A 19,914-nucleotide genomic window follows, 5' to 3' on the forward strand; every position below is an offset into this window, starting at 1 on the left:
TTACTACTTACACCTTATGCAGTATAGTTAAACTCCGTATTAAATATGTGAACTAATGCCCAATAAACTACGCAAAATCAGTCGCCAACTTCATCTTTGGATAACGCTCAGTGTCTTTATACCTGTCGTCATTGTGATAGGCAGCGGCCTTTTGTTACAAGTAAAAAAAGAAGTTGATTGGGTCCAACCTCCAACTCAAAAAGTTACCGCAAACACATCAACCGCAATAATCAGCGCCGAGCAAATTTTGCAGTCGGTTACTGCCGCTCCACAAGCGCAGTTGTCGCAATGGGAAGATATCGACAGACTAGACATTAGACCAAATAAAGGCGTGATAAAGGTACGGGGTAATAATCACTGGGAAGTTCAACTGAACGCCTACACGGGTGAGGTACTACAAACGGCTTATCGACGTGCCGATACCATAGAGTCTATTCACGACGGAAGTTGGTTTTTCGAAGGCGCCAAGCTCTACCTTTTTCTACCCGCCGCCATTTTATTGTTGATTATTTGGCTTACGGGAATGGTAATGCTAGTGACTACGCTTAAAAGCAAATACCGCAAAAGACAGGCTCGTTTACAGCAAAACACTTAAGTAGAAATTCAAGTTTCTTCCACGCGCAAACGCTGCTCTATTATCTGCGCTTACATAAAATAACTGATTTGTGAGATTGTTCGCACTTACTTTCGCAGTCACATTTTCATTCACTTCCCAAGAAACGCCCACATCCAAGCTGAGTGTGCTTCTAAGCGACCGCTCACCGTCTGCAGCGCTTATTTTACTTGCGCGATACAGCAGGCTTGAAAAAGCACGAACTCGGCCAAGGTCGTAAGCTATATCGAGTCGATGATTGTTTGGTGGAATATCAGAGATAGGACTGCCAGTGGAATCTTCACCTTGCAACAAAGCTCCGCTTAGTTTTAGGGAAAACAACGAGGTGTCGGGCGCCCACTTCGCGCTATAGCTTATTCCGTCAATCTGTGCCCTGTTTAAATTAACGTACTGTAACAGGTTATCGTTAATAGCAATGCGTTCAATATACTGCTTTATGCTCTGATGAAATGCCTCCGCACTTGCTGTCACTGTCTTATTTGCGTACGACATTACGCCCTGCACATTGAGGGATTTTTCGGTGTTTAATTCGGCATCGCCTATTACAGTGCCTCGCGGTGTTTCTCCCGAGTAAAAACGTTCGGTAAGTGAGGGATTTCTAAAAGCGCTCGAGACATAAATGCTAGCTCTCCAATGGGGCGTTATCGAGTAGCTTCCTCCAGCAAATCCACTCATATTGGAATTTGCGATGCTATGATCACCAGCATTCTGACCGGTAGTATTTTGGCGCTGCCAATCGAACCGTGCTCCTACTGCAAGCGAAAACGCTCCCACGGTTCGTGATGCATCAAATACACCAGCAAGAGCAAATTCACTGGCATCAAGAGGCGCAACGCTATACGTTTCTTCGCTGTAGTTATATTGATTTAGGGCAGCTTGAGAATTAAATGCTAATTCGCGTTCATCAATACGCACTCCATTGCGTCCCTGTATCTGGGCCTGCCAGTTTATGTTCCAGTTTGCCAAGCGTACTTTACTTCCCATGTCCCCGCCATAGTCAAACGCGCGACTACGACTTTCGTTTAAGCGCTGTTCAGGGCGCAAAGTATCGGTATCTAGCTGCGACTGATGCCACCATACATTGCTGGTAATTGCACCAAAATTAGCGCTGACTTTGCCGAGCCAATGGGTATTTTGGGGGTATGTTGTCACTCTTTCTTCAGGAAAGTCGCTGCTTGACTTACCTACATTGCGATTTTGCGAGTAAAGGGACCACGCTTCTGTCATTGGTGTTTTTTCAAATTGATGGCGAACAAATAACGCTGTTTGCTCAAATTGGTCGTAAAGCACATTGTTGTTGGCATCTTCGGCGTTGCTAGCATGTCGATATGACAGTTTCCAGTCGGTGTTAATGTTATGCCCGGAATACGCAATTTCCTGCGTAGCTGCGTTGTTAAGAAGGCCCGCTTGGAATTGATGACCATTCGGTTCAGATAGACTGATATTGACCGCACCTCCCATTGCGCCTGAGCCTAAGTAGGTTGATGCCGCCCCAGGAATTACTGAGATATTACTAATGAACCTCGGCGGCAAAAAGCCTGTGCTAGCCCCCGCTCTTCTGTCACTTATTATAGGCACACCGTTTATCAATGTTTGAATACGCCAGCGCGAAAAACCACGAATGCTGATATTTTGAATTTGCCCGCCCTGCCCGTTCAAGCTCACTACCGGAGACTGCACTAACACATCGTTAATAGTGGTAGGCTCAGTAAGGTTTTGCTGATCATATTGATAAAGCGGAAAAATTTTGGTGAGCGTTTCATGGTAGTAAGGCCGCCTAGCCGTTACCGCTATATTTTCTATGGCCTGTGCATTTTCTGTCGCCTTTCCATTGGCTTTATCTGTTACAGACTTTCGTTCTTCCTCTAAAGAAGAGCCCTTTGCCGGGTTAGCAGAAAGAGGACACGCAAGTGACAACAGCACTGCCATGCCAATAATTTGCAGAGAGGAGAAAGGAACGAATATTTGAAAATGGAACATACAGCTTTAAGATGCAAAGTCAGATAAAAAAATAAAACGGCAGTTGTAAAAACTGCCGTTTTTTAGCAATTAACTTAAAGGCCTATAAACTGTCTGTTAACAGTAGAAGGCCTGTAAAAGCTCGTTACTGGGTTGTTATTGGGTTATTACTGGGTAATAACTGGTAGTCCCATAGTCCATGGACCACCCGCATTGACCACTGCGTTTTGAAGCGCAGGTAACGTTGTTTGCTGCAGAACACTCACTCTCTCGCTCACGCTATCTAGGCCCTCGTTTGCAAAACGCAACTGGTCTTTATGCTGCTGCGTTGGCCCATAAGACGAGCCTACTGCTGAACGAGCATAACCTAATCGACTGGTAATGTTTGCAGGCTTAATGCCTTTGCGATTACGAGACTCTAATCCATAAAGCTCTCGATTAACGGCGTTGATTTCACGTTGTACATCGGCATACTGAGCTTCTAGACCAGTAATGTCCCCCTGCGTGCGGTCGATTGCACTGCGTAGCGCTTCCATAGTTTCTTTTACACTACTTAGCACTGTTGTTGTGGTCACAGCACGTTTTTGAGCATCACTTACCGCGTTATCAAAGGCAGCTCTTTGCTCATCGGTAGCGCCTTCTAGCGCGCCTTCGTAAATCGATTCAAGTTCAAAGCTAACGGGTTCAGATAGTGCTGTCACCGTGTTGCCCTCTCGCTTAAATAACGTTGCAGAATACGTCCCTGGTAAAGCCACGAGTGCGCCTCGTGAACGGCGAGAGCCTTCTTTGCCGGTAATCGGCATTAAGTTAGCGTAAGTCATATCCCACGTTACTCGGTGTAGACCTTTTTTGGTACTTCCCGATACACGCTTAACCACATCGCCTTCTTCGTCTTTTATTTCGACATAAACCGCTGGCTCGGCTTCTTGATTTTCAGCTTCGACCTCTTCCCAGCTAGGATATTTAGGGTACTTCTCTTTATCCTTGATGAGTTTTTTCTCAGCTTCTTGACGCTTTTCTTTAGCCGTAAGCAAGCTGTCTTTGAGGTAGTACGTTAGCGTGGCACCATGCTCTGGGTTTTCAGCAACAAAGCGATCGTCACCGTCTGAATCAGTGTGGTTGTCATCCAATTGGAACCACTTTACAGGTCGGCTTGGTGCAAACAGTAAAGCATCTTCCTGCATCGATTTTTCTGTTAAGCCGCGCAGGGGCGCGTAGTCGTCTAGAATATAAATGCCACGGCCAAATGTCCCCGCTACTAAGTCGTTTTCACGTCGCTGAATTTTTACGTCGCGGGTTGAAATAGTCGGCATACCGCCTTCAAGTTCTACCCACTGTTCACCGCCATCAACGGTAAAGAAAACACCAAATTCAGTACCAATGAACATCAGATCTTTGTTCACGTGATCTTGCACAATACGCCAAACCAAATGTTTTTCTGGCAAATCATCAGCCATGGATGTCCATTTTTTGCCTAAGTTGGTCGACTTAATTAAATACGGTTTGTAATCGCCGTACTTGTGATTATCAAGAGCAACGTAAACAGTTTCCGGGTCGAAAAGATCGGCACGAATATCGTTAACATAGGCTGTTGCAGGTACGCCTCGAATATCATCAAGCTCTATTTTTTTCCAAGACTTGCCGCCATTTGTCGTTACCTGAATGATACCGTCGTCGGTTCCAACCCAAAGAATATTCTCGTCTACCGGACTTTCTGCAAAGTTAGCAATGGTGTGGTATTCCGACATGGCGTATAAGTCCCAGCCAGCCTCTACCGACCAGGTTCTGCCCATCATAGGCATATGCATACGATTGCCGTTTTTAGTGAGGTCGCCGGATAAGGCAGTCCAACTATCGCCGCGATCATCTGAACGCCATACGCGCTGAGAAGCGAAGTAAATGCGTTTTGGATCGTGAGCAGACACATTTATAGGCGCATCCCAGTTAAAGCGCTCTGCCGGATCGCCAGGCAAAGGCTGAGGTTTAATGTACACCCCTTCCTTCGTTGTCATATCTATTCTAGTCAAGTTGCCTTGCTGCCATTGAGAATACACTATGTCTGGGTTGCCCGGCTCAACCGCAGGCTGATGGCCATCGCCACCTAAGGTTAAAAACCAATCTTTATTCTTAATGCCTTCGGAACGATTGGTACGAGATGGACCACCCTGAGTAGAATTATCTTGAGCACCAGCATAAACGTTATAGAAAGGTTTTGAGTCATCTGGCGCCACCTTATAAAACTGAGTTAGTGGCAAGTTTGCCATGAACCGCCAGTTCGCCATGCGATCATGGGACATATAAATACCGCCGTCAGACCCCATTAAAACAAAGTCAGGGTCGGTGGGGTGAAATGCCATGGCGTGATCATCAACGTGCTTGCGCTTTGTGTTTATAGGCGTCCACGTTTTTCCGCCATCGTCAGACACTTTACTGTAATTACTGGCAATATAAACACGGTCCATTTGGTGTTGATCAGCAAAAATCTCTTGGTAGTAGTGAGGACCTGTACCGCCTCCTACCTCGTCAGACATTTTTTCCCAGCTTTGACCTTTATCTGATGAGCGATAAAAACCACCTTTGCGGTTGTCAATTTCAATAGTGGCGTAGAGTACGCTAGGATCTATGGGCGAGATAGCCATACCAATTTTACCCATATTACCAGTGGGCAAGCCGGTTTTTAATTCAGTCCAAGTTTCACCGCCGTCATCGGACGTATGAATGCCAGCAGCAGGACCTGTACCTACATAATTAGCCACCGTTCTTTGTCTTGACCATGTTGCCGCGTATAACTTATCTGGATTGGTTGGGTCGATAAGTAAAGACGTCACTCCTGTCCATTCATCATCTGGAGTAAGTACTTGCTTCCAAGTAGCCCCACCATCTGAAGTTTTATAGAGCCCCCGCTCGCCGCCTTCAGACCACAGTGGCCCTTGCGCTGATACCCAGACCACGTCAGGGTTTTCAGGGTGAATAATGATATCGGAAACATGCTCCGACTTTTTAAGCCCCATGTTTTTCCAAGTCTTACCGCCATCTAGTGATTTATAAACACCGTCGCCAAAACTGATGTGGCGGCCGCCGTTGTTCTCACCAGTACCTACCCAAATAATGTTTGAGTTGCTGGGCGCTATGGTAACGTCGCCAATAGAGTACACAGCTTGATCGTCGAAAATAGGCTTCCATGTGGTGCCTGCATTAGTGGTTTTCCAAACACCCCCTGAGCCTACCGCGGTATACCAGGTTGAAGGATCATTCTGATCGATAGCAATGTCTGCGATTCGCCCAGACATGTAAGCCGGGCCTATACTTCTCATTTCCATTGCTTTGAAAGTACTGCTACTGAAAGGGGCGTTCTTGTCTGTCTCTGATTTATCTGCAAATGCAGGCACACTGGACAGTGCCATGGTTACAGCCACTGCAGCGTTAAGGATTTTTTTCATTGTTATTGCCTAATTTGTGGACTTTTCGTAATCGAAAGTACAAACAAGCGCGTCTGTATTCAATGGAACAAGCGACCAATTAACGATAATAGAGGGCAGATGCATTGCCCCCTTTAAAAAAACCATAGGTAGTACAGTTTCGCGCTGTTTAGCCCGCTGCTATTTTTATCACAGTGTTTGGTGTTAAGACTTCTGTCTGCAACAGCACTGCTGTAAGGCGTTTTAATCTTAAAGCAGCCTTTCAAAAAAGCTTTTTATAGACACGTTCTCTGTAAAAGGTAATTCATGACTTATAAGGAAATAAATACGATGACTGATTTAACAATTAATGAAATTAATGCGGTTTCCGGCGGATCTGTGCTCAGAGGCCTTGGCACACTGGGCATTATTGCCACTGTAGCCGAGGGTATGTACGAGTTTTACCAAGGCTATACTGACCACAGAAATTAAGGAAGTAACCATGAAAAATATTGTGATAAACCCCGTTAACGAGGCACAAAAACACTTAGTACTCGGTGAACAGCACATACTCTCAGAAAGCGAGGCACTCGCAGTCTCTGGTGGGGGATTGTTTTACGACCTTGGTGCTTTTATTGCTCAAGTGGTCAATGCTGATGAGTCTATTTACAACACCTATGGCAACACGAACAGAAATCACTGGTAGTCCATGTAAATGGGCAATTTAAATATACTGCCCAAATAGACTGCTAAATGGAAAGGTCAGTAAACATAAAGAGGCTCTGTGAGCCTCTTCATTATAAGAGAGCACAACATGATTTTTAAATATGGTATTAGCGCAGCAGCGCTTATCTTTATGCTAGAGGCCATCTATGCTTTTTTCAAAGCGCCGGGGCTAGACACACACCATTCGTACCTGCAAACCGCACTGCTATTCATTATTTTAGGCGTATGCTATGAGCAATTATCTAAACACCGCATATCCAGAAATCGCGACAAACAAAGTGAAGGCTCCCACTAAATGCCTTATGTTTAATGCGTAGCTGCTAGAGAGCCTCTTCATTTATATGACTTTTAAAAAGTTATTATGTCATCGTTAATTAGATGGCCGACAACGGGGCTTTGTTCAGCGTCTATAAAAGCCATATCAATTGCTTTCGAGCGACCACTGGTCACCTTTCTGTAATTTGGATGAGAATAGATATAGGTCTGATTTGAGCGCAAGGCTTCTATAACTCGCTCAGCGAGCATAGAGACGGGAATACCAGACTCTACAGCAGTAGCCGCTGCCTGTGCGCCCGCTTTGAGTTTTTCTTTACTTATGCGCTTCTCTTTTGCCACAGCATATTTTTCTTGGCGATTGCGATGAGATTCATGAATGCGCGTTTTAACAAACGCGGGGCACAACACAGAAACATGAATGTTATGCGGCTGAAGCTCTGGTATCCAGCTTTCTGTCATAGATACAACTGCGGCTTTAGAAGCACAATATGCAGCAGCATAAGGCATACCCATCATGCCTGCCATAGACGCCACGTTTAGAATCCAGCCTCCTTCGCCATGCTCTTTTATAGCAGGTACACAAGCTTGAGCGCCATAAAGCACGCCCATCACGTTTACATCCATTACCCAGCGCCAAGTTGCATGCTCTGTATCTTCAATTTTTCCGGGCGTACCACCTACGCCAGCGTTATTCACCACCATATGAATTTTGCCAAAGGTGTCTTTTGCTTTCGCTACAATACTTTCCCACTGCGTATAATCGGTAACATCTAAAGGACATGTCACTACATTGTGGCCCTTTTCTTTCAGCGTTTCGCTAGCTTCAGCCAAGGTAACAGCATCAATATCGCCCATTACTATATTCATACCTTGCTCGGCCAGAGCGTGTGCTAACGCAAGCCCTATACCGCCAGCAGCGCCCGAAATCACCGCAGTTTTACCTTTAAATTCGTTAGACATAATATTCACCTTGATGAGTTGTGACTTAGCGGCTTTCTTTGCTATTTAATTTGCTGCTTTCTTCGCCGTATTTTTAGCCGAATTCTTAGCCGGTAATTAACTCAGCCGCCAAGCACAGATAGATTGTTTTTAGAATATGATGTACCAAGGAATTGACATACTTTATTTGGCTAATTTTTATGCCTTCATGAAATGAATAATGAGTAAAACGAGAAGCTTCAATGTTTTTAAGATAGTGTATATCTACTCAAGCAGTAACAAATGCGCTTTCTATTGTAGTCAAACAGCCATTGATTCAATTTTGTAGACGCGAAAGGAACCCTATGAACAAAATTTTAGCTTTATTATTTACTGTGCTTTCTGCTGCAGTAAATGCGAACCCAGCGCCGCTGGTATCAATAGATACTCACGATACATTTTTTAACGCCATAAAAGCGCATTGCGGCAAGGCCTTTGTTGGCAAAGTAACAAAAGACAATGTGGGCAACACCTTTGGTGATAATACGCTAATCATGCATGTTCGAGAGTGTTCAAATACCCAGCTGCATATCCCGTTTCATGTAGGTGATGATGCGTCTCGCACTTGGATCCTCACTAAAACAGGTTCGGGATTAATGCTTAAGCACGATCACCGCAATGAAGACGGAAGCTTCCACACATCAACCATGTATGGAGGACATACAACAGACAGAGGTTATAACGAAGTTCAGTCGTTCCCAGCCGATGCGTATTCAAAACAGCTGTTTATCGACTCTGGAATTACTGCCTCAACTGATAATGTTTGGCAAATGATGATTTATCCCACCCACTTTAACTATCGCTTAGTGCGTCCTGCAAGGGAAGTTCAGGTAGATTTTGATTTAACCAACCCGGTTGAACCGCCTGGAACACCGTGGGGATACGAGCCTATTAATTAAAAGCTGCGACTGGAGGGTTCAACTGAGTTTATTGTCTTGCCAGTCGTCGCTCTTTTAAAAGATGGGTATGTTTTATTAATTTATGCAGATTAACGACTAATAAAAATCACGCCATCAGGGTTAGTTCCCGTGGGAAACTCTGCAATGACTTCCCGAGTATGAATGTCTATTGCGACTATCTTATTTTTTAAGTTCAGTGATAAGAATGCAATATCGTGCTTTGGATGAAGAGTGATGCCCTGCGGTCCTGCCCCCTCTTCTAAAGCCAGAGTGCCTAGCTCTTTTTTATTATTCGCATCAAAGAAACGAATATAGTGATTCTGAAAGTCTGGCACCATAGCTACCGACTCATCGTGATTAAACAGCACTCTGTAAGGAAAACTAAAACCTTGCCATTGTGCAATCTCTTGTTCGGTGTCAGGGTTAATAACAACGAGCCTACCTTCCTTGTTTGCGCCGTACCATATCTCATGGGCACTCGCACGATAGCCAATAGCCTCTGGCATAGAAAAAGTAGCAATATTTTTCACTCGACTTTGATTTTGTAAGTCTAGTACCGATATCGAATCACTTCGAATATTGGTGGCAAATGCTCTACTTTCATCTTTATTCAAAACCACCATGTGGGTGGTATCTTGCGCGGTTTTTATTTTTGTTTCGAGCGCTCCCGTTTCAACGTTTACAATGCCAAGATGCTTTGCCTTACCTGAGGTGAAAATAACGTGTTTATTGTCGGTTAAAAACGCAGCACCATGTGGACCTTTCAACGCCTCGAGTGGAATTGTTCTCTCCACTTCAAGCTCCCTCAAATTAAAAACCGTCAAGCTGTCGCCGCCTACAAAATTGGTACTTACCGCCCACTTTTGATTGTTAGACATTACAAGCTCGTGAGGTCCCTTACCGGTAGGCAGTGTTTTGATAATCCGTTTATCATTTATATCAATCACGCTAATGCTGTTATCAGACTTATTTACAACCGCCAGTAACCCTTTACTCAAACGAGACTCTTCCGCTTGTGCCCCATTTGCCATACTGATTACGACGACAAATATAAAAAGTACAAAACTGAAACGCTTCATTGGTTCGCCCATATTGATTAACACTTTTAATGATAAGAAGTGCGTCAACTTACGCACTGCCTATTGCCATCTTTCATACGCCATTTGTACAAGTAGGTATCACAGCGACCTCTGAAAGAGGTGCTACCAGTGAAGCTCACTCTAAAGGCCTATTCGCAATACCTACTCCTGAAGCTTTGTCGCAAAGCCTGTCACGCTCACATCAATTACACCGGTGACTTCAGAAGCTTTATGCTGACAGGCAAGCCGAACCCCCTCAGCTAATTCAGTTGCTGACAAAAGCCTACGTTCAGTAGCAGCTACGCGAAGCCTGTTTTCAGAAAAGAACTTACATTTACCGCAGGTACCAGCACCATTACACACCGAGGGTAACTCGATACCTACATCTGCAAGCGCATTAAATAAGTTTGCCTCAGATTCTACGAGAGCCGGTGTTGGAGTGTGCGAATGAGATAAAATGACAGAAATAGCCTGTTTATTGCCGTCTCTTTTCACTGAAAATATTCGACGTTGATATCGTTTTGCCAGCAAGGTTACCCCTGTTACGGAGAGAAATAATGTAACGAAAGCAAAACAAATAATAAGCCAATGATTAAAGCCTCCTGTGTTGGTGTAGTCCATAAAGTGCAGTTTAAACATCAGGGCTTTTAATCTGGCATCATCGTTCACATGCTTTAAAACTTGCCCGGTAACACTGTCAATATAAATAGAGGTATTGTTATTGTCATTCGCAGACACCTTCCACATTGGGTTTTGCTGTGCGACATAATCTGAAAAAGGAGGCTGAAGCAGTTTAGGATTGCTTAATTCGCTGGACCCGGAATAAGAAAGTTTTGCTATTTCCAACACCTGTTGGGGTGTTAACGCCGCTTTCTCGCCTGTAATGGCATTAAATAGTAACGAATGACGAAGTTGGTAACTATGCTCTCCCTGTCTGCTAATAACATGATAATAGGGGCTCCCCAGCACCCATATGAGCTCTACTTTTTGAGGCGCCACCTCACTTACAGTGTTTAACTTATTGAGAGAAATAAGTTCACTGTCAGTAAAGCTCCGTTTAACACTCACTGGCTCTCTTAGCGCATTACCGCTTGCCTTTTCGTGATCCATAAGGTTGAAATACAACCCGGTTGCAAGCCAAATTAATAGCTGAACGCCCACCAATAATGAAAGCCATTTATGCAAAGAAGCGGTGAATGCAACCTTGGATACGCCGGTGTAAGCGTTAGTAAATGGAGTGCTGAAAGCGGGTTTAAACTTGCTTATCTTCATTTGTTAAAGCCCTTTTCAACCGAGCCCTTTGTTACAGAAGTACGCAAACTAAAATACGTTAAGGCAGCTCCCAACAATGCAGCGATGACTCCAATTGCTGCGACAAAAAACAAGAACCCGTTTTTTACGTTCTCGCCGTTATCGTAATCCATAATATGAAAACGCCACATCCAATCGAATAAGCGCCAATAATGGTGGCGCTTGGTTACAATTTCTCCGGTTTGCTGACTGATATAAAAGGTAGGAGCTGCAACATTATCGAAAGTGACTTGCCATACGGGTAAATGGCGAGATGAGAGTTCTTCAGGCATGTCTGATGAGAAGCGAATAAGCCGGCTTCCTGTAATTTCATCACTGGCCGCATAGTGGTATCGGGCTATAGCAATTGCCGCCGCCTCATTAAGCTTGGGCAATTGCGCTCCAGTTATGGCATCGATGGAAAACGTGTTCGCACCGGTAGCAACGATATAAATAGGCGCTCCCATCCGCTGGGTAAGCGATATAGCTCTGGCGTTTGGATATTCAGCCACCAGCGCACTCATGGGAAACTCAATACTTCCTAAGTCGAGTTTTTCGTCATCATCTTTTACCAGCGACTCCCCGTGTATATAGTGAATGTTCATACTTACCATATACACACCGGTTATCGACCAAAAAAGAAATTGCACCCCCACCCCAGCCATCAACCATCGGTGGTATTTTCTCGCTTTTTTTAGCCATACCACCGATGTCGACCACGCCGTATTATTCACCATGATTTGATAATTCGCGATTGAATGCCGATATGTCCGACTTTTTAACTATCGAATACAATGCAGGCACGACAATTAACGTTAAAAATACTGCGCTTGTCATGCCGCCAACCATGGGCGCGGCTATTCTACTCATTATTTCTGAGCCTGTTCCCGTACCATATAGAATAGGTAACAGACCCAATATAATAGTTGCTACCGTCATCATAACAGGGCGAACTCGTAATCCCGCGCCATGAACAAGCGCATTACGGTACGCGTCGGCCGATATTGGCGCGTTATTCGCGCTCGCATTTCCTTTCAGCTCGTTGATTGCTTGATTTAAGTAAACCAACATAATAACGCCTATTTCTACTGCTACACCGGCCAGTGCTATAAAACCCACACCGACGGCTACGGAAAAATTAAAGCCTTCAAAGTACATCAACCAAAGTCCACCTATCATAGCCATGGGGAGCGTTACTATGATGATTGCCACCTCACTAAACGCTTTAAAATTAAGATAGAGTAAAATAACAATAATGGCGAAAGTTAAAGGAAGCACATAAGACAGTTTTTCTTTTGCTCTCTCCATGTACTCGTATTGACCAGCCCATGTAATAGAGTAGCCAACCGGAAGGTCGAGCGTCTTTGAGAGGTAAGCGTTCGCATTAACAACGTAGGTTCCTACATCCACACCTTCTATATCAATAAACGTCCATCCATTAATACGGGCGTTTTCACTTTTTATTCCCGGCGGACCATCTTCCACACGAATATCAGCCACATCTCCTAAAGCAATGTGTTGTCCACTTGGCGTAACCACGGGTAAACGGGACAGTTGCTCAGGCGAGTCTCTGTAATCCTGCGGATAACGTACATTCACTGGATAACGCTCTTGTCCTTCAACGGTTTGAGTTACATTTATGCCACCAATGGCGGTAGATACTACCTGCTGGACATCATCAATATTCAATCCGTAGCGGCTCGCTTTCTCGCGAGATATATCCACCTTTATGTAACGCCCGCCTGCGACACGTTCAGAATAAACAGACGCCGTACCCTCTACTTTGGGCAATGTATTTTCGATTTGTTGGCCAATTTCCTGGATAACATTGAGATCGGGACCGGCTATTTTAATTCCCACGGGGGTTTTAATCCCGGTAGCCAACATATCGATTCGGGTTTTTATCGGCATTACCCACGCATTGGTTAAGCCAGGGAGTTTTACCAAGCTATCAAACTCTGCTTTTAACGACTCGGTTGTGACTCCTTCTCGCCACTCATCTTTGGGCTTGAGCTGTATAAAGGTTTCAATCATGGTAAGCGGTGCCGGGTCTGTGGCGGTTTCTGCCCTGCCCACTTTGCCAAACACACTTTCAACTTCAGGTACTGTTGCAATAAGTTTGTCAGTTTGCTGTAACAGCTGTCGTGCCTTACCTATAGAAATACCAGGATAGGTTGTAGGCATATACATCAAGTCACCTTCATCAAGAGGCGGTATAAACTCGCTCCCTATTTTACTTACAGGCCAAAACCCTACCACAGTGATAATGAACGCTAAGGCGATAGTTAATTTGGGAAACTGCATTACCCGCCTTAGAACAGGCATATACAGGGCAATCAGCAATCGATTAAGCGGGTTTTTCTTTTGCGAGATGACTTTGCCCCGAATGAAATATCCCATTAGTACTGGCACTAAAGTAATGGCCAAACCAGCGGCCGCTGCCATAGCATAGGTTTTAGTAAAGGCGAGTGGCGCAAACATTCTGCCCTCTTGCGCTTCAAGGATAAAAACCGGTAAGAAGGAAACGGTTATGATCAGTAAACTAAAAAACAGCGCTGGCCCAACTTCGCTGGCTGCTCTCGATACCACTTCCCATCGATTCTCTCGGTTCAGCGTCTCACCGTTTTGATGTAGATTTTCCATGTGCTTGTGCATATTTTCAATCATCACGATTGCACCATCAGTCATGGCCCCAATGGCAATGGCGATTCCTCCTAAGGACATGATATTGGCGTTAATTCCCTGCATATACATGATGATAAAAGCAACCAGTATGCCTAATGGCAACGTAACAATGGCAACCAAAGAGGAACGTAAATGAAAGAGAAATATTGCACAAACTAGCGCTACTACAACTAGCTCTTCTAATAATTTATCCCATAAATTATCAACAGCCCGCTCTATAAGCTTCGAGCGATCGTACACTGGCACTATCTCAACACCCTCGGGAATTGATGCCTTCAGCGAGGCTAGCTTTTCTTTTACTCCATTAATTGTTTGCTGTGCATTTTCGCCAGCGCGCATCACAATAATGCCGCCAACCACCTCACCTTCGCCATTTAATTCGGCTACGCCTCGGCGCATTTGCGGCCCTAGGTTTACATAAGCAACATCGCCGATACGCAGTGGCGTTCCTTGATCATTCAGCCCTAATGGTATTTTTTCGATGTCATCAATTGACTGAATGTAACCGGTAGCCGTTACCATGTACTCGGCCTCAGCCATTTCAATCACCGAGGCCCCAGCCTCTTTGTTGCCCCTTTGCAGCGCAGTTTGTACGTGAGCTAGCGGAACCTTGTAAGCGCGCAGTTTCTCTGGGTCTACTTGAACCTGATATTGCTTCACCATTCCCCCAACTGCCGCCACCTCAGAAACCCCGGGCACAGTTTGAAGCTCGTACTTCAAAAACCAATCTTGAATGCTGCGAAGTTCACCTAAATCATAGGTGTTGCTGGTATCGGTGAGTGCGTATATATACACCCAACCCACACCTGTGGCGTCGGGACCAAGTTGAGGTTTAGCGGATGCTGGAAGACTAGTGGCAACTTGACTTAAGTACTCCAGTACTCGGCTTCTTGCCCAATACACATCGGTGTCGTCGTCGAAAATGACGTACACATAAGAGTCACCAAAAAAAGAATAGCCTCTTACCGTTTGTGCTCCAGGCACCGATAACATTGCGCTAGTTAATGGGAACGTCACCTGATCTTGCACTACCTGCGGTGCCTGCCCTGGGTAGCTGGTTTTTATAATCACCTGCACGTCGGACAAATCTGGGATCGCATCCACGGGTGTACTTTTTATTGAATACAGTCCTGCGCCAATAATCATAAGCGTGAGCAAAATCACAAAAATACGATTTTTAATTGACCACCTTATAACAGATTCAATCATGCGGAATGCCCTCTCTTATGCTGAGAGTGGTCTACGCTATCATGGCTATCGTGGTTATCTTGGCTTTCAGCGCTCTCTCCCCCTTCTTTATGCGCCTTATGAGCATCGTGAGTGTTAGGTGCCTTTTCCGCTTGATGGGCTTTTTTAACACCCGAGGCATCGCTTGCAGAAGAGGCGTCGTGCATACGATGCTGGTTATGCTCACCATGCTGACCATTCATTTCCACTATGATAAAGTCATCGCGTATCTCAAAGGTAAACGTCACCTCGTCATTAACACTGAATTCAGACAGAACAATGTGCTCAGCGGCAATGAAGTCCATTGTCGCAGGTTCTCTTCCCCATTTTTCAATGGCACCTCGGCTAATATTGAGGGTTCGGGTGGCGATATTAATATCATTAATAACGCCGTTCACTGTTGCTGATGACACATCAGGCTCTGACATAATGTGAATGCCAGTGAGAATAACGTTTTCGTTGTCGTCTTTGGTTACCTCAAAATGTAAGGTCTGCCCAGCCTTTAGTGCTTCAAAGTCCACGCCGTCGGCAACCATAAAATCCATGGTCATCTCTGGCCAGTCCCAGGCTTTTACTGGGCCGTGAGAAATGTTAACCATACGGTGCCCAGCCATAACGTGGTTAATTTCACCTTCCATCCATACCGACTTAGGGAGATCTGAAGCGTTCATTCTGGCGAAGTCTGACGTTTTGCTAGATTCAGAGTCGAGTAAAAACTGAGCTGACACTGCAACTTCGTCGCCTTCAACGACGCCGTTTACAATTTCAATATATTCGTTGCCCACCCGACCAATATCCACATGAACAGACTTAAACTGCCCGTCGCCTAACGCTACTACAACGCGATTTTGAGTACCGGTTCGAATAACCGCTGCTTTAGGTACGACAACAACCTCGGAGTTTTCATCTGAAAACATCGTCACGCTGGCAAACATATTGGGCTTTAACTCGTCATTCGTATTATCGAATTTCAATCTCACTCGCAGTGTTCGAGTGCTTTCATTGAGCGAGGGATAGATGTAATCAACATTACCTTTCCATTCTTTGCCTGGTAAGTAATCGACGGTCATACTCACTGGCAGCCCTTTTTTAACAAGTGCAGCATCTCGTTCAAATATCTCTGCTTCAACCCAAATTTTGTTGAGTTTGGCAATACTAAGCAACGTATTTTCTGGCTTTACATAAAAGCCCTCTCGTATGTTTAACCCGTCTACTACGCCAGATTGGGGGGCATAGAAGGTGATATTTTGCTGTACTTTTAACGTTTTCTCTAAGTTTTGAATTAAACGTTCTGATAGTTGCAGTGCCTTTAATCTGTCTTTAGCTCCGTTTATTAAACCCGTATTTTTGCGCTTGAGCGCTATCACGAGTTCTTCTTGCGCGTTAACTAACTGAGGTGAGTACAACGTGTAAATCGGTTCGCCTTTTTCTACTCTATCGCCCTCAGCTTTTACATGCAGCTTCTCAATCCAGCCCTCTACCCGCGGGTGAATATGCACAATTTCATCCTCATCGTACTGAACATACCCTACGGTTGAAATTTTGCTGTCGATGGGTTTACGTTTTACTGGAGCCGTTTTAACCCCTAAATTATTTACCACATTGGGTGAAATAGTGACTACCCCAGCCCCGTTACCTTGGTTATTCTCTGCGTTTCCTTGCTGCCCTTCGTAAACAGGAACCAAATCCATTCCCATGGGTGATTTTCCTGGCCCATCTTTACGATAATTTGGATCCATAGGAGCAACCCAGTAAAGAGGCTCTTTGCTCTGGCTGGTACTTTCACTGTCTTGCGCTGCCGCACTGCCATGGGAAGCGCCATTCTCTTCCCCTTGAAAGCCTCCTTGAAAGAGCATCAACAGAGCTACGCCTACTACTGCCCCAATGACGATCCCAAAAATCGCCGCTTTTGCTGGCGTAGTAAAAATCTGTGAGCTAGGTGCGTTGTTAGACATTATTTTTCTCCCTCTTGTAGGGTTAAGCCCTGATCTGATTGATATGTGTTGTTATGAGAATCTGAGAAGAAGTAATTGATTCTTGAGACGGTCTTCAGCGCTTCAACATTTATTTGCAAGGACGCTATTCGGGCGTTTAGCACAGCGATTCTCGCTCTTACTACTTCAGCAAAATCGCCGTCATCATTAGTATATGCGGTTAAAGAAGCTTCGGCTTGCTCATGGGTTTGTATTAACAACTGCTGCTCATAAATCGCCTGGCGCTCGCGCAAGCGATTTAGCTGCTTTATTTCCTTTTCAACTGCACTTAACATTTTTTTAGTGAGCAGCAGTTTTTCTGTTTTGACTGCTTCAGCATCTGCCACAGAGGCGGCGACTTCTTTGTCTTGTCGTTTTTTAGTGAACAAAGGCACATCGAATGATACGCCAACAGAGAAAAAGTCAGCTCTGCTCTGCCCCGATGGCATATCATCTCTGTACCCATAATTAGCGTTAACCCCCCACTGAGGTTTATATTGCTGCTTGGCCAAATCAATCGCTTTTTCAGACACCTTTCTTTTCACTTCTAATGCCCTCACAGCAGGATGTTGCGATAGAACTCGAGCCATCCGGCTTCTTTTATAAGTGGTCATGTTGGTTATTTCTTGGCTATTTAACGCAATTTTAGGCAGTGTGTTCGATACGGAAAAAGCCAAAGGCTGAGAATCGAAGTTAAAAGCCTCGCCACTTTGATTGCGGCTGTATACATGAAGAAATTCATTCAACTGAGCTACGGCAGATTCCAACGCTTGCTGCTGAACCATTAAACGGTCTTCAAGTTGAATGATTTCAAGGTCGGCGCGGATCACATCTTGCTGTCTTGTATTTCCTACCGTTGAAGCATAGTTTGCTCTGGCCACCTCAGACATCTGCTCGAACAAGGCGCGATCAGACTCGATAAGGGCGATAGTCCGTTGTGCAAGATAGGCATCCAGCCATAGCTCAGAAACTAGGGTTTCTAATTTCGCCTTTCTGTCTTCCCGCAAAAAGGAAAACTGAGAGGCCTGAATGTTAAGCTGAGCCTCACGAATGGCGAGAGAATCACCTCGGGGAAACATTTGTGCTACGCCAATATTAAATTGGGTCATGGCTTCTTGATTAAACGCCCACGAATTTGTGGGTAAGTTCATCATGCTTAACGACACTTTAGGGTTAGCCCACGTGTTCGCAGCATCGCTTCTGTATTCTGTCGCTTTCTGATTAAGCTGACTTCCATGAAGCCAAGGATCGTTTTGCTGGGCCCGCGAAATAGCTTGTTCAAGAGAAATGACATTGCGTGTTTGCTCAGCCAACGCAGAATGAGTAATTAACAAAAATCCCATCAGTATCGAGAGACTAAAATAAATGCGATTCATGATACTTGTCCTTTAGAAATAGGCATTTATAGCTTAACGCTGTAACGCTTACTGGGTAACACGCTTACAACTAGTCATCCTTACGGAAAGTGAGGCCCACTTTTCAATGAACGCGTTAGCTAAATTGGCTAAAAATGCCTATTGTCGGTAAAACTATGCTTAATGATAAAAATTGAATGTGCGACATTTCCACGTTAATCACGAAAAAAAGACGCAATTACCCCGCTTAACTAAAAATAGGGGGCCGATAGAGAAGAGAAGTCACTGATTTTGGGGAGTTCACCTGTTGTGCAGCAACGCGTTCGCTAATTGCTTGTAAGGTGAAATAGTGATGGTATGAAGCTATGATACTCACTGCAGAGCACGCGCTTGTTTTACAAACGCACTCTTCAACACAGCAGCTTTCTTTATGATCCATGTCTTTAGAAGCACCGTGCAAGGCGTGTTGGTTGTTGTCACTTGCCATTTGCTGATGTGATTGGTGATGTAAGCTACCGTGACGGTCGCCTACATTTGAAACAAGTGCCGAGCCAGATGCTGAGCCGGGTGCAGAGGTAGTTGGCGAGCGAACAGAAAAAACAGCGCAATGCTCAAACACGTACGCAAAAGACTGCCCACTAAAAGCAACAAGCATACTGAAAACAATCAAAAGTTTTGAAAACGCTGTGTTCATAATCCAACCAGATACATTCTGCGTAGCAAGAATAGGGCAAACGGTGAATAAAGTAAACGCTGTGTAGCGTTATTCGCGAAGGCTAGCATTGTTCACATCAACAAAAGTTTCCAATAGGGAAAGGTGATAATAAGACAAATTGATAATAGGCGAGGTCGAAATCTAGATGGTGCTCTAGGTAGTTTATTGCTTCCTTACATCTTTAGTCTAAATCAACTGTTGAAAATAAAACTTGATCACATAACTGTAATAATGTAAATTTAAATAGTGAAAATTTATCAAAGGGGGCTTAACATGCTAAAGACATTCACGAAGTTATTCAAACGCAAGCACCCATACGCAGTTGCCGCATACGTAGGCCGCAAAAACGCACAACGTATTTTAGATTGTAAAATCGAGAAAAAGTCGAAGCTTCTTGCACACGACTAGCTACTAGCATATGGCTCCGAAAGGAGGATCGCTACCTCGTTAGGTAGCTTGATCACGCTAAACATGAAATCCGATGATTGAGAAATCATCGGATTTTTTTGTGCTTAACTTTTGTAGCTAGAGCGCGTATTTCTAAAATTGATAGTTAAGACTAACAGTAAAGTTTCGTCCTGGAGCAGTGAATCTTCCGAGGTTTTCGTTTTCTGGGGTTCTACCCATATTTTACGGACACAGCCATAAAGAGGCATACTATGCCTAGAAGGAGTGTCTATGACCAAACGAAGAAAATATTCCCCGGAATTTAAACGCGAAGCCGTTTTACTGACCCAGCAA

15 protein-coding genes are annotated in these 19,914 nt (G+C 44.6%); 5 read left to right on the forward strand and 10 right to left on the reverse strand.

Annotation, left to right across the window (positions count from 1 at the left end; all coding sequences use genetic code 11):
- The first annotated feature begins 55 nt into the window (after positions 1-55).
- Positions 56-595 (forward strand): PepSY-associated TM helix domain-containing protein, encoded by a 540-nt coding sequence (locus GTW09_RS09135; RefSeq protein ID WP_071980270.1) that lies wholly within the window; start codon positions 56-58, stop codon positions 593-595.
- Here the strand turns inward: GTW09_RS09135 and GTW09_RS09140 are convergent.
- Positions 578-2,593, reverse strand: a complete 2,016-nt coding sequence (locus tag GTW09_RS09140) for a TonB-dependent receptor plug domain-containing protein (protein ID WP_163111628.1) — start codon at positions 2,591-2,593, stop codon at positions 578-580. The two genes, GTW09_RS09135 and GTW09_RS09140, sit on opposite strands and share 18 nt — an antisense overlap.
- Before the next feature lie 146 nt (positions 2,594-2,739).
- Positions 2,740-6,012, reverse strand: a complete 3,273-nt coding sequence (locus GTW09_RS09145; protein ID WP_163111629.1) for a VPS10 domain-containing protein — start codon at positions 6,010-6,012, stop codon at positions 2,740-2,742.
- A gap of 309 nt (positions 6,013-6,321) precedes the next feature.
- Here GTW09_RS09145 and GTW09_RS09150 point away from each other — a divergent pair, with 309 nt between their 5' ends.
- The 3 genes from GTW09_RS09150 to GTW09_RS09160 all read left to right on the forward strand — a co-directional run bounded on the left by GTW09_RS09150 (position 6,322) and on the right by GTW09_RS09160 (position 6,991).
- Entirely contained in the window at positions 6,322-6,462 is a 141-nt protein-coding gene (locus GTW09_RS09150; protein ID WP_156844070.1) for a hypothetical protein, read from the forward strand.
- A 10-nt stretch (positions 6,463-6,472) separates the two neighbouring features.
- Positions 6,473-6,676 carry a hypothetical protein gene (locus GTW09_RS09155; RefSeq protein ID WP_163111630.1) on the forward strand — a complete coding sequence of 68 codons (204 nt, stop codon included), beginning with the start codon at positions 6,473-6,475 and terminating at the stop codon, positions 6,674-6,676.
- 108 nt (positions 6,677-6,784) lie between these two features.
- Positions 6,785-6,991, forward strand: a complete 207-nt coding sequence (locus GTW09_RS09160; protein ID WP_156844071.1) for a hypothetical protein — start codon at positions 6,785-6,787, stop codon at positions 6,989-6,991.
- Between the two features lie 53 nt (positions 6,992-7,044).
- On the opposite strand, the gene GTW09_RS09165 is transcribed toward GTW09_RS09160, so the two are convergent.
- Positions 7,045-7,932 carry an SDR family NAD(P)-dependent oxidoreductase gene (locus GTW09_RS09165; protein ID WP_163111631.1) on the reverse strand — a complete coding sequence of 296 codons (888 nt, stop codon included), beginning with the start codon at positions 7,930-7,932 and terminating at the stop codon, positions 7,045-7,047.
- A gap of 323 nt (positions 7,933-8,255) precedes the next feature.
- Between GTW09_RS09165 and GTW09_RS09170 the strand changes: the two genes are divergently transcribed.
- The gene (locus GTW09_RS09170; protein WP_163111632.1) at positions 8,256-8,849 is read left to right on the forward strand and encodes a hypothetical protein; all 594 of its coding nucleotides are present in this window, start codon (positions 8,256-8,258) and stop codon (positions 8,847-8,849) included.
- 89 nt (positions 8,850-8,938) lie between these two features.
- Here GTW09_RS09170 and GTW09_RS09175 read toward each other — a convergent pair whose 3' ends face one another.
- The 7 genes from GTW09_RS09175 to GTW09_RS09205 all read right to left on the reverse strand — a co-directional run bounded on the left by GTW09_RS09175 (position 8,939) and on the right by GTW09_RS09205 (position 19,152).
- Complete coding sequence (locus GTW09_RS09175) at positions 8,939-9,985, reverse strand: YncE family protein (protein WP_163111633.1); 1,047 nt, start codon at positions 9,983-9,985, stop codon at positions 8,939-8,941.
- A gap of 105 nt (positions 9,986-10,090) precedes the next feature.
- Positions 10,091-11,200 carry a PepSY domain-containing protein gene (locus tag GTW09_RS09180; RefSeq protein ID WP_163111634.1) on the reverse strand — a complete coding sequence of 370 codons (1,110 nt, stop codon included), beginning with the start codon at positions 11,198-11,200 and terminating at the stop codon, positions 10,091-10,093.
- Complete coding sequence (locus GTW09_RS09185; RefSeq protein ID WP_163111635.1) at positions 11,197-11,955, reverse strand: PepSY domain-containing protein; 759 nt, start codon at positions 11,953-11,955, stop codon at positions 11,197-11,199. The genes GTW09_RS09180 and GTW09_RS09185 overlap by 4 nt, the downstream gene beginning before the upstream one ends.
- Positions 11,945-15,112: an efflux RND transporter permease subunit gene (locus GTW09_RS09190; protein WP_163111636.1), complete on the reverse strand. Its 3,168-nt coding sequence runs from the start codon at positions 15,110-15,112 to the stop codon at positions 11,945-11,947. The genes GTW09_RS09185 and GTW09_RS09190 overlap by 11 nt, the downstream gene beginning before the upstream one ends.
- Positions 15,109-17,085, reverse strand: a complete 1,977-nt coding sequence (locus tag GTW09_RS09195) for an efflux RND transporter periplasmic adaptor subunit (protein WP_163111637.1) — start codon at positions 17,083-17,085, stop codon at positions 15,109-15,111. The genes GTW09_RS09190 and GTW09_RS09195 overlap by 4 nt, the downstream gene beginning before the upstream one ends.
- Entirely contained in the window at positions 17,085-18,479 is a 1,395-nt protein-coding gene (locus GTW09_RS09200) for a TolC family protein (protein WP_163111638.1), read from the reverse strand. Before GTW09_RS09200 ends, GTW09_RS09195 begins: the two co-directional genes overlap by 1 nt.
- Positions 18,480-18,705: 226 nt before the next feature.
- Positions 18,706-19,152 carry a hypothetical protein gene (locus GTW09_RS09205; RefSeq protein ID WP_163111639.1) on the reverse strand — a complete coding sequence of 149 codons (447 nt, stop codon included), beginning with the start codon at positions 19,150-19,152 and terminating at the stop codon, positions 18,706-18,708.
- Between the last annotated feature and the right edge of the window lie 762 nt (positions 19,153-19,914).

This window comes from Alteromonas hispanica (assembly GCF_010500915.1).
In the GTDB taxonomy this organism is placed as follows: Bacteria; Pseudomonadota; Gammaproteobacteria; order Enterobacterales; family Alteromonadaceae; genus Alteromonas; species Alteromonas hispanica.

What these genes read in the sequence shown, in the direction of transcription:
- GTW09_RS09135 (WP_071980270.1), top strand. Translation starts at nt 56, where the DNA reads ATGCCCAATAAACTACGCAAAATCAGTCGCCAACTTCATCTTTGGATA.
- GTW09_RS09140 (WP_163111628.1), bottom strand. Translation starts at nt 2,593, where the DNA reads ATGTTCCATTTTCAAATATTCGTTCCTTTCTCCTCTCTGCAAATTATT.
- GTW09_RS09145 (WP_163111629.1), bottom strand. Translation starts at nt 6,012, where the DNA reads ATGAAAAAAATCCTTAACGCTGCAGTGGCTGTAACCATGGCACTGTCC.
- GTW09_RS09150 (WP_156844070.1), top strand. Translation starts at nt 6,322, where the DNA reads ATGACTGATTTAACAATTAATGAAATTAATGCGGTTTCCGGCGGATCT.
- GTW09_RS09155 (WP_163111630.1), top strand. Translation starts at nt 6,473, where the DNA reads ATGAAAAATATTGTGATAAACCCCGTTAACGAGGCACAAAAACACTTA.
- GTW09_RS09160 (WP_156844071.1), top strand. Translation starts at nt 6,785, where the DNA reads ATGATTTTTAAATATGGTATTAGCGCAGCAGCGCTTATCTTTATGCTA.
- GTW09_RS09165 (WP_163111631.1), bottom strand. Translation starts at nt 7,932, where the DNA reads ATGTCTAACGAATTTAAAGGTAAAACTGCGGTGATTTCGGGCGCTGCT.
- GTW09_RS09170 (WP_163111632.1), top strand. Translation starts at nt 8,256, where the DNA reads ATGAACAAAATTTTAGCTTTATTATTTACTGTGCTTTCTGCTGCAGTA.
- GTW09_RS09180 (WP_163111634.1), bottom strand. Translation starts at nt 11,200, where the DNA reads ATGAAGATAAGCAAGTTTAAACCCGCTTTCAGCACTCCATTTACTAAC.
- GTW09_RS09185 (WP_163111635.1), bottom strand. Translation starts at nt 11,955, where the DNA reads ATGGTGAATAATACGGCGTGGTCGACATCGGTGGTATGGCTAAAAAAA.
- GTW09_RS09190 (WP_163111636.1), bottom strand. Translation starts at nt 15,112, where the DNA reads ATGATTGAATCTGTTATAAGGTGGTCAATTAAAAATCGTATTTTTGTG.
- GTW09_RS09195 (WP_163111637.1), bottom strand. Translation starts at nt 17,085, where the DNA reads ATGTCTAACAACGCACCTAGCTCACAGATTTTTACTACGCCAGCAAAA.
- GTW09_RS09200 (WP_163111638.1), bottom strand. Translation starts at nt 18,479, where the DNA reads ATGAATCGCATTTATTTTAGTCTCTCGATACTGATGGGATTTTTGTTA.
- GTW09_RS09205 (WP_163111639.1), bottom strand. Translation starts at nt 19,152, where the DNA reads ATGAACACAGCGTTTTCAAAACTTTTGATTGTTTTCAGTATGCTTGTT.